Below are 10,333 nucleotides of genomic sequence, written 5' to 3'. Positions count from 1 at the left end.
GCGGCCGGCTCATACACAACGTCCAGGGACACGAGCTAGAAGTGTCCGATTGGCTCCAATCCAGGAGAAAGGTCAGTCGGGCTGCTGTGACCCCCGATGATCATCCAGCTGAAACCGGAGTCGGGGCTTCACTGTGGCGCTCTGGCGCCGATGGAGCAACGGGCGGCTGGCGGAGCGCATCCACGACGCGGAGCGGGCCGCCCGTTGCGGTGAGCCGGGCGGCATAGGCCGCCGGCGTTTGGTAGCCGATCGCTGAGTCCGGCCGGCGGTGGTTGTAGTCGGTGACCCATCGGGCGAGGTGCTGGCGGGCCGCGTCGAGGCTGAAGAACAGCGTCTCGTTGAGCAGCTCGTCACGCATCCGGGCGTTGAACGCCTCGCAGATGCCGTTCTGCTGCGGCTTTCCGGGGGCGATGAAGTGCCAGGCAACGCTGGCCGACGAGAGTGTCAGGTCTTCCGTGTACGGGGTACCGGTCCATGTTGAGAGAATGGAAGGCGTGGACCATGGCGAAGAAGATCGACGAGAGCGTGCTGGACGAGCTGCTGAAGGGCTGCGAGCGGCCTGAGGACCTGCTGGGCGACGGCGGGCTGATGAAGGACCTGAAGAAGGCGCTTATGCAGCGGATGCTTGGCGCCGAGCTGACCGAGCACCTGGGCTATGAGCACGGGCACGAGCCGCCGATTATTCAGACGAACCGGCGCAATGGGGTCAGCCGCAAGACCGTGAAGAGCGAGGACGGGGCGCTCGATATCGAGGTTCCGCGCGACCGGGAGGGCAGCTTCGAGCCGCGCCTGATCGCCAAGGGGCAGACCCGGATTGATGGGCTCGATGAGAAGATCATCGCCCTCTACGCGCGCGGCATGAGCGTGCGCGACATCCGCAGCCATCTCGAGGACCTCTACGGGCTCGAGATCTCCCCCGACCTGATCAGCCGGGTCACCGACGCCGTGCTCGACGAGGTGAAGGAATGGCGCTCGCGGGCGCTGGATGCCGTCTATCCCGTTGTGATCTTCGACGCCCTTCGGGTGAAGATCCGGGACAAGGACAGCCGGATCGTGAAAAACAAGGCGGTGTACCTGGCCCTCGGCATCACCGGCGACGGCCAGCGGGAGGTCCTCGGTCTCTGGATCGCCGAGAACGAGGGCGCCAAGTTCTGGCTCTCGGTGATGAACGAGCTCCGGAACCGGGGCCTCCAGGATATCCTGATCGCGGTCGTGGACGGGCTGAAGGGCTTCCCGGACGCGATCAACTCGGCCTTCCCGGAGACGACGGTGCAGACCTGTATCGTCCATCTCGTCCGCCACTCGCTGAATTTCTGCTCGTGGAAGGACCGCAAGGCGGTGGCAGCGAAGCTCCGCGAGGTCTACAGCGCGGAGACCGCCGATGCGGCCCGCGATGCGCTCGAGGCCTTCGACGCCGAATGGGGCCGCCAGTATCCCTCGATCGCCCAGGCCTGGCGCCGGGCCTGGGAGGAGGTGATCCCGTTCTTCGCCTTCAGCCCGGAGATCCGGAAGGTGATCTACACCACGAATGCGATCGAGAGCCTCAACCGCGTGATCCGCAAGGCGATCAAGACCCGCGGTTCGTTCCCCTCCGAGCAGGCAGCCGAGAAGCTGATCTACCTCGCGATCAGAGGACACGAAAAAACGGCGCGGACGGTGCGCGGGTGGCTGACAGCGGTCAACCAGTTCGCCATCATGTTCGAGGATCGCTTCTCCCCGATCTCGGGCTGAGAGAGGTCAGGATGGGACCGGACCGGTACCCCGTACACGGAAGACCTGACACTCTCTGGCCGACTGGGTCCAGGCTAGCATGGCGTTCGAGGTGAACTCCGTGCCGTGATCGGAGACGATCAGCTCGGGCTTGCCCCTCCTGGCGACCATGACCTCGAGCTCCCGCGCGACGCGCCGACCAGAGATCGAGGTGTCGACGATGGCCGCCAGGCACTCCTTCGTCACGTCATCGATGACGTTCAGGATGCGAAGACGACGGCCACTGACGAGCTGATCATGCACGAAGTCAACCGACCAGCGCGCGTTCGGCCTTGCCTCGACGAGGATCGGAGCCCGTGTCCCTGTCGCCTTCTTGCGCCCGCGCCGGCGACGCACGGTGAGCCGTTCCTCGCGATAGAGCCGCTCGGTCTTCTTGCGGTTCACCACCAGCCCTTCCTGGCGCAGCAGAACATGCAGCCGCCGATAGCCGAAGCGCCGGCGCACACCTGCCAGAACCCGCATCCGCTCCCTCAGCGCCGCGTCATCGGGGCGGCGGCTGCGATAGCGGATCATTGTCCGGTCCGCGCCGACCAGGTGGCACGCCCGCCGCTCGCTCGTCTCGTGGTTCTGCACCAGAAGAGCGACCGCGGTCCGCTTGGCAGCGGGCGTCACCACTTTCGGCCGAGAAGATCTCGCAGCCCGGCGTTGTCGAGCATCGCGTCGGCGTAGAGGCGCTTCAGCTTCGTGTTCTCTTCCTCAAGCGCCTTCAGCCGTTTGACATCCGAGACGTTCATGCCGCCGAACTTCGACTTCCAGGCATAGAACGTGGCGCTGCTGATTCCGTGTCGGCGACACACGTCTGCCGTCTTCGCTCCTGCTTCCTGTTCCCGCAGGATCGCAATGACCTGCTCCTCGCTGAACTTCGATCGCTTCATCGTCCGGTCCTCTCGCTCGGCCGGACTCTAGCATCAGATGGAGGGAGTCCCGGGGGTCACAGCAGGGCCCATGCGCAAACGGACGGATGACGAGTGAAACCGCTGCACCTGTCCCGATCTGCAGTAATCAGACGAACTCGAGATGCACTTCGGTAAAGTGCACATGTTTTGTCTTGACTTCCAAATAGAAGTGACAAACCGGGCGGGATGGGATGAAGGCGCCCGCAGCTGTCAAAATGTGTTTCTTCATACGTGGAAGATCGAACGGCACCCGGAAGGATTTAGTAGATAGTTATGAAAATCTAGTCTGACGAGATTACAAGGAGATGTGCTGCGGTGATCATTCCCTTCCAGGCAGCATCCAGAGCCGCGCCGAGTGTCAGGTTATCTTCGTGCTCCCAAAGGTAAATCGTCTCCGTTATTGCGTCGATGGTCATGCAGGCGAGTGCGGCGGCAGTCTGGCGATCGTTCACGCGACTGCACAGGCACTCCGTGAGTTCGCGGCGCTCCTGGTTCAGAAATCCTTCGAGGATACCCCGCGCCCTTTCATTTGAACGCAGGACTGTTCCAATCATCTCGAGAATGGGTTCATCCTCGGCCAGGATCTCCATGTGCCGGTCCAGGAACACTTTGAGATCCTTCGCCAGTGATCCTGTTCCTTCTCGCAGGGCTTCCTTGTCCTTCTCCCGGAACGCAGGCGGTGCCCCGATCGCGGCGGCTTCCTTGTTTGTGAAATAGTTGAAGAAGGTCCGCGTGCTGATGCCTGCAGACGCGGCGATCTCTTCGGTGGTGACGTTCTCGAGGCCGTGCTGAACAGCCAGCTGCAATGTGACCAGCTGGATGGCGCGCGCCGTTTCCTGCCGCCGCCTTTCTCGTAACGAAAGCGTCATCTGCAACATCCTTGCGCACCATGCAGTGTTTGCGTAGGAGGCAACGCTCTTGTCCGATAGTCAAGGATCAGAAGCAGATGAAGGCCTGCGTTTGGAAGATGATGGTCGCGGTCCTCGCGCTGACGGGGGCTGTCGCGATGGTAAATGCACAGCCTCTGCCATCGGGACCGATCGAAGCGGGCGTCGTCGCGGCGACCTTGCAGGAGGTTCCCCGTATCGCGACCTCGCCGGGGCGTGCGGTCGCGTTTCAGGAGGTGGAGGTGCGCCCCCGTGTAGGCGGGGTGATTGAAGAAGTCCTCTACACGCCGGGCCAGTCGCTTGACGTTGGCGATCCCCTGTTCAGAATCGACGATTCTTCCTATCTCGCGGCTGTGGCTGCCGCCCAGGCGAACGTTGCCACCGCTGAAGCCAATCTGCCCGTGAAGCGGGCGGCATATGACCGTGCCGAGCAATTGTCCGGCAGGGGCTATACCGAGGCCGAAGTCGAAACCGCGCGCGCCAGTCTTGCCGAGGCCAAGGCGACGCTGGAATCGGCCAGAGCCGCGCTGGAATATGCACGGACCGAACTGTCATGGACCACATTGACCAGCCCGATCGCGGGGCGTGCCGATGTTGCGACGGTTTCCGTCGGAGATCTCGTGACGGCCGGGCAGACCGACGCCTTGACCACCATCGTGCGGTCCGACCCGATCTATGTGGACATGATGGAAGCAAGCGCGCGTATCCTTTCCGTCCGGAAAGGCATCCACGAAGGCACGCTCAAGCAGAACGACGTGCTTCACGCGACCCTAGCCCTTGAGAACGGGGACGTGTACCGCGGCACCGGTGAGTTGGTCACCCCCGGCAACACCGTATCCACGACGACCGGAACCGTGACCATCCGGTTCAAGTTCGACAACCCTCAACACGTGATCATTCCCGGCATGTTCGTGCGCGGCGAGGTCGTCCTCGGCACGATGGAGGCCTATCTCGTGCCGCAGCGTGCCGCCGCACGTGGCGCCTCGGGCAAGCTTACCGCCTATGTCGTGGGCGACGACGGGAGGGCACGGCAGGTCACGCTGGAGGATGAAGGAAGCTATCGGAACGCCTGGATCGTCCGCGAAGGTCTGAACGAGGGGGATCGGCTGATCGTGGATGGGCTGTCCTCCATCCGGCCGGGGCAGGCGGTGACACCCGTCCCGGTGACCATAGGCGACGATGGCATCGCGCGCGATGTCGCGACCTCCGCCGTGGAGGATTGATCCATGGCCTCGTTCTTCATTCACCGCCCTGTCTTTGCGTGGGTTCTTGCCATCGCGACCATGCTGCTGGGCGCGTACAGCATGACCAGCCTGCCAATCTCCCAGTATCCCGACATCGCGCCGACGACGGTTCGCATTAGCGCGTCCTACACGGGCGCTTCGGCCGCGACGGTCGAGCATTCGGTCACCACGGTCATCGAGGATGGCATGACGGGGCTGGATGGCCTGACCTACATGACGTCCTCCTCGACCGAAGGCGCATCAACCGTCTCCCTCGTCTTCGACGACACGATCGATCCCGACATGGCGCAGGTGCAGGTGCAGAACAAGCTGCAGCTCGTGGAATCGCAACTGCCCGACGCCGTCACCAGTGACGGCGTTTCCGTCACACGTTCGACCTCTTCCATTCTGATGGTCGGCGCCCTGGTCAGCGAGGACGGTCGCTATTCCTCGCTCGAGCTTGGCGACATCATGAGCAGCACCATCGAGGATGCGGTGCAGCGCACCGAGGGCGTTGGGTCCATCAACATCTTCGGCACCGAATACGCCATGCGCATCTGGCTGAACCCGGAGAAACTGTACCAGTATCAGCTGACTGCGTCCGACGTGACCGCGGCGGTCTCCGAGCAGAACACCAACGTCACCGTCGGCAACCTGGGGGCCCAACCCGTCACAGCAGGCCAGCAGTATACGGTGTCCCTGTCGGCGCAATCCCAGCTTGGATCGGTCGAAGACTTCCAGAACATTCTGCTCAAGACCAACACCGACGGCTCGGCGATCTACCTTGCCGATGTGGCAACCGTTGAACTGGCTGCGGAAGATTACGAAAGCACCAGTCGCTACAACGGCCATCCTGCCGCGGGCTTCGGCATCAACCTTTCCACGGGCGCCAATGCGGTGGATACCGCCGAAGCCGTGCGTGAAGTCATTGCCAACCTGTCCTCCGCCTTGCCGGAGGGCGTGACGGTTGAATATCCCTACGACACCTCGCCCTTCGTCGAGAAGTCGATCGATCAGGTATATGAGACGCTGATCGAAGCCATTGTGCTCGTGTTTCTGGTGATCTTCGTGTTCCTGCAAAGCTGGCGCGCGACGATCATCCCGACAATTGCGGTGCCCGTGGTTCTGCTGGGGACATTCGGTGTGCTGTCGGCCTTCGGGATGTCCATCAATACCCTTTCGATGTTTGCACTGGTGCTTGCCATTGGCCTGCTCGTCGATGACGCCATCGTTGTGGTCGAGAACGTCGAGCGCGTGATGGAGGAAGACAGGCTCGACGCCGTCGCGGCCACAGAAAAGAGCATGGGGGAAATCTCTACCGCACTGGTCGGGATCGTGATGGTTCTGTCCGCGGTGTTCTTGCCGATGGCGTTCATGTCCGGATCGACCGGCGTGATCTACAAGCAATTTTCGGTCACGATCATATCCGCCATGGTACTGTCGCTGTTCGTGGCGCTGATCCTCACGCCCGCGATGTGCGCGCAACTTCTGAAGCCGAGCCACGACAAGACCCCCGTAGCGCCCCTGCGCTGGTTCAATGCCGCTCTTGACCGCTTGACGGCAGGGTATGGCGCCCTGGTTGGGCAGTTCTCCCTGCGGCCCTTCCGCATGCTGCTGGTGCTGGGGCTCACGGGGGTCGCAGCCTATTGGGTCTACGATCGTCTGCCGACATCGTTTCTGCCGACCGAAGATCAGGGCGTTCTGATGACCCTGGTCGAGTTGCCGCAAGGATCGACCGTTCAGCAGACGGAATACACCGTCTCGCAGATCGAGGAATACCTGCTGACTCAAGAAGCAGACGTGGTGGAAAGCGTATTCGCCAATGTCGGCTTCACCTTCGGTGAATCCGGGCAGAACTACGCGATCATGTTCATCAGGCTCAAGGACTACGATGACAGGCCGGGTCAGGACGCATCCGACCTGATGGCCCGGACAAATCGCACCTTCTTCCAGTCCCGACTGGGCAAGGTATTCGTCCTTCAGCCGCCGGCCATCCAGGGACTGGGGACATCTTCGGGATTTACGATGTACCTTGTCGATCAATCTGGCGCCGGGCAGGAGGCCCTGAGCGCGGCGGCCGATCAGCTGGTGCTGAACGGGACCCAGGACGGTCGGGTGGCCAGCCTTCGCGGCAACGATGATGCCACCGAGCCCGCCTTGAAGATGAAGATCGACCAGCAGAAGGCCGGGGCGCTGGGAGTGTCCCTGTCGGACCTCAACGCCATGCTTTCCACCGTGTTTTCAGGGACATATGTCAATGATTTCCCACTCGGGAACGATCTCCGCGAGGTGATCGTGCAGGGCGGCGCCGAATGGCGAATGCAGCCGGAGGACATTGATCAATGGTATGTGCGCAATAGCGGCTCCGAAATGGTTCCGCTCTCGGCCTTCCTCAGCCGCGAGTGGGAAACGATCACGCCCAAGCTCTCGCGATATGGTGGCACGCGTGCGTTGGAAATTTCCGGCGAAGCGGCGGCGGGGATCAGTTCGGGTGACGCGATGGAGGTGATGGAACAGCTCACTGCGGACCTGGACGGCTCCTATGCCTCCGCCTGGACGGGCTTGAGCTATCAGGAGAGACTGTCCGGGGATCAGGAGGCGATACTCTATGCGATCTCGGCGCTGGTCGTCTTCCTGTGCCTCGCCGCTTTGTACGAAAGCTGGACAGTGCCCTTTGCCGTGATGCTCTCGGTGCCGGTGGGTATCCTGGGAGCGTTGATGGCGACGTGGTATTTCGGCCAGTCGAACGATGTCTATTTCAAGGTTGGCTTGCTGACCACGATCGGTCTTGCCGCAAGGAATGCCATCCTGATCGTCGAGTTTGCGGAATCCCTGAGGTCGGAAGGCAAGGCCTTACTGGAGGCGACGACCACGGCAGCCCGTCAGCGTCTGCGCCCCATTCTCATGACATCGCTGGCGTTCGGGTTCGGCATCACCCCGCTTGTGCTGGCCTCCGGCGCGGGCGCCAATGCACAGAAATCCATCGGCACCGGCATGCTTGGCGGGATCATATTCTCCGCCCTGATCGGGGTCGTCATGGTCCCGGTCTTCTACGTTGCCGTCATCAGGGCCACGGGTCTGTTCCGTGCCCACGGAGGGACCGTCCAGTGAAGCCGCATTACGTCCTGATCGGTCTGCTCGTCGGCGGCTGCGCCGTTGGCCCGGACTACCAACGGCCCGAAGTTGCGCTGCCAGCCCGCTTCGATGGCGCAACGGCGCAACGCATCGGCGCGGTTGCATCGGAAAAGTGGTGGCAAACCTACAATGATGTCATGCTCACCCGGCTGGTGACGCGCGGCCTTGCACAGAACCTCGATGTTCTGCTGGCGACGGAGGCGGTCCGTCGGGCTGAGGCGCAGCTTAGGGAAACCGGCATCAACGCGGCGCTGGATGGGGCGGCAACCGGGTCGGGGGAGGTTTTCGGCGGTGACGCGTTTGACGGCGTCTCCAATCTCGGCACGGCAGAGCTGGGAGCCTCGCTTGTGATAGATATCTTCGGTGGCATCCGAAGGGAGCGCGAAGGTGCGCTCGCTTCCGTGACCGCCGCCCGTGCCGACGTGGAAACCGTGCGGCTTGCCTGGCTGGCCGAACTGCTGGCGAATTACTCGGATGCGAGGAAATATCAGGAATTGCTTGCCCTGACGCGCGACACCATTCGTGCGCGGCGAGAGACGGTCGATATCACCCGCAGCAAGTATGAGGCCGGGGCCGCGACGGAGTATGAGGTGGCTGAGGCTCGGGCCCTTCTGTCGAATGCGCGCGCTGCGCTGCCCCAGTATGCGGCCCTGTTCGATGCGAGCGTCTATGCCATTGCAACCCTGCTCAACGAGCCTGCGAACCCGCTCATGGCGCAAATGCAGAAGGGGGCGCCGCAGTTGCGCACACCGGGCGGAGCGTCGACTGGCGTGCCGGCGGAACTTCTGCGCAATCGGCCGGACGTCCGGCGCGCCGAGGCCGACCTTGCCAGCGCGGTGGCGGATGTCGGCGTGGCCGAGGCTGCGCTCTATCCGTCGCTTTCGCTGTCGGGCACCGTCGTGCGCGCCGGTTCCGTGAACGCCTGGAGTTTCGGCCCTGAGCTTTCCTTGCCGATCTTCAACCAGGGGCAGCTCAGGGCGAGCCGCGATGCCGAGATCTCCGCCGCGAAACAGGCAGAGATCACTTGGCGCGCCGCGGTGATGGACGCGGTGGAAGACGTCCAGGTCGCCCAGTCCAACCTCCATCGCTATCGCCAGCGCGCCGTACTCTTGAGAACAGCCGCGGACGAATACGGACACGCGCTCGAGCTTGCGCAGGAGAACTACCGCAGGGGCGCGATCACGCTTCTGGACCTCCTCGAAACCGACCGGAACACCGCCTCCGCCCGGATCTCGGCAGCGTCTGCCGTCGCTGATGCGGCAGAGGCCTGGGCGGTACTGAAGATCGCCACGGGCGCAGGCTCCGCCGCCACGGGCGCAGGTTCCGCCGCCACGGGGCAGGCAAGCAACTGACAGGCGCGCACTCGCTGAATCCTGACTTGAGACCAGGTCGGCATCTTGCCGGTCTCAGGCACTGAAAGGACCATGAAACACATGAAGCATGCTGGAAAGATCGCCCTTCTCGCCGCGTTCATCGGCGCAGTCGGCGTAGCCTTGATGCTGTTTGGCGCGAGATTGGGCCTGTGGGAGCCGATCGTGGGATTTGGGCTCTATCGCACCTATCTCAATCCACTGGGCGGGGTCATTCTCGGGGTGGGTCTGCTGTCGCTGATCATTCACCTGATCCGCAAGGAAAGACGCGGAGCCGCTGCAGGCGGAGTTTCGGCGCTTGTCGGGGTGGCCTGCTTGGCACCCTTGATCGCCGGGACGCTCAACCCGCCGCTGCGCGCACCGCCGATCCACGACATCTCCACCGACACGGTCAACCCGCCTGCGTTCGAAGTGCTGGATGAAACACGTGCAGGTGCCCGCAATTCACTCGAATACGGGGGGGCCGAACTGGCCGAGATCCAGGCCGCCGCCTATCCCGACATCGCACCTATCATGACAGACCTGCCCGCGGATGCCGCGTATCAACGCGCACTGGCCGTCGCACAGGGTATGGGGTGGGAGATCGTCGCCGCGGACGCGGAGCGTCGCCGCATCGAGGCAACCGCCCGCACCTCCGTGTTCCACTTCGCAGACGATGTCGTGCTTGTCGTGACGCCCCAAGGAGACGGAAGCCGCGTTGACCTGCGCAGTGTGTCGAGAGTCGGACGGAGCGACCAGGGCGTCAACGCCGCCCGGATACGCGCGTTCGGACAACGGTTCGGCGCGTGAAATATCGGACATGACACTCCACGCCAGACCTACCTTCAGACGCCGGCCGCCCTCGATTTGACCTTCCCCCCGATATCTGGTGTACCGGTCCACGGTTTTGAGACAGCGGGAAGGGCTTAAGCGGCTGCCTGCATGGTTTCGGTTTGCTCCTGTCGGACCTGCGCCGGGGTCCGGTATCCGTGGCGCTGGATGATCCACTCCTCGTTGTAGGTGCGCTGGAACTCGAGGAGCGCCCGGCGGAGCTCCTCGATCGTCTCGAACCA

Annotated in this window: 6 protein-coding genes and 2 pseudogenes; 5 read left to right on the top strand and 3 right to left on the bottom strand. The window is 63.0% G+C overall.

What is annotated here, in order from left to right:
* Positions 1 to 211: 211 nt before the first annotated feature.
* Positions 212 to 427: pseudogene (locus QSJ97_RS23940) on the bottom strand (integrase core domain-containing protein); the annotation flags it as partial.
* A gap of 74 nt (positions 428 to 501) precedes the next feature.
* On the opposite strand from QSJ97_RS23940, the gene QSJ97_RS23935 reads away from it, so the two are divergent.
* Entirely contained in the window at positions 502 to 1,731 is a 1,230-nt protein-coding gene (locus tag QSJ97_RS23935) for an IS256 family transposase (RefSeq protein WP_285674986.1), read from the top strand.
* 63 nt (positions 1,732 to 1,794) lie between these two features.
* Here QSJ97_RS23935 and QSJ97_RS23930 read toward each other — a convergent pair.
* Positions 1,795 to 2,645 (bottom strand): annotated as a pseudogene (locus QSJ97_RS23930) (IS3 family transposase); the annotation flags it as partial.
* A 302-nt stretch (positions 2,646 to 2,947) separates the two neighbouring features.
* Positions 2,948 to 3,535 carry a TetR/AcrR family transcriptional regulator gene (locus tag QSJ97_RS23925; protein WP_285674984.1) on the bottom strand — a complete coding sequence of 196 codons (588 nt, stop codon included), beginning with the start codon at positions 3,533 to 3,535 and terminating at the stop codon, positions 2,948 to 2,950.
* Between the two features lie 77 nt (positions 3,536 to 3,612).
* Between QSJ97_RS23925 and QSJ97_RS23920 the strand changes: the two genes are divergently transcribed.
* The 4 genes from QSJ97_RS23920 (at position 3,613) to QSJ97_RS23905 (ending at position 10,070) form a co-directional block, all read left to right on the top strand.
* Positions 3,613 to 4,776 carry an efflux RND transporter periplasmic adaptor subunit gene (locus tag QSJ97_RS23920; protein WP_285674983.1) on the top strand — a complete coding sequence of 388 codons (1,164 nt, stop codon included), beginning with the start codon at positions 3,613 to 3,615 and terminating at the stop codon, positions 4,774 to 4,776.
* Between the two features lie 3 nt (positions 4,777 to 4,779).
* Entirely contained in the window at positions 4,780 to 7,887 is a 3,108-nt protein-coding gene (locus QSJ97_RS23915) for an efflux RND transporter permease subunit (RefSeq protein WP_285674982.1), read from the top strand.
* Positions 7,884 to 9,263: an efflux transporter outer membrane subunit gene (locus tag QSJ97_RS23910; RefSeq protein ID WP_285674980.1), complete on the top strand. Its 1,380-nt coding sequence runs from the start codon at positions 7,884 to 7,886 to the stop codon at positions 9,261 to 9,263. Before QSJ97_RS23915 ends, QSJ97_RS23910 begins: the two co-directional genes overlap by 4 nt.
* Positions 9,264 to 9,335: 72 nt before the next feature.
* On the top strand, positions 9,336 to 10,070 hold the full coding sequence (locus tag QSJ97_RS23905) for a DUF1499 domain-containing protein (protein ID WP_285674979.1): 735 nt from the start codon (positions 9,336 to 9,338) through the stop codon (positions 10,068 to 10,070).
* The last annotated feature ends 263 nt before the right edge of the window (positions 10,071 to 10,333 follow it).

It is taken from the genome of Paralimibaculum aggregatum, from assembly GCF_030270585.1.
Taxonomy (GTDB): Bacteria; Pseudomonadota; Alphaproteobacteria; order Rhodobacterales; family Rhodobacteraceae; genus Thermohalobaculum; species Thermohalobaculum aggregatum.
This window is presented reverse-complemented; position numbering and strand designations above follow the sequence as displayed.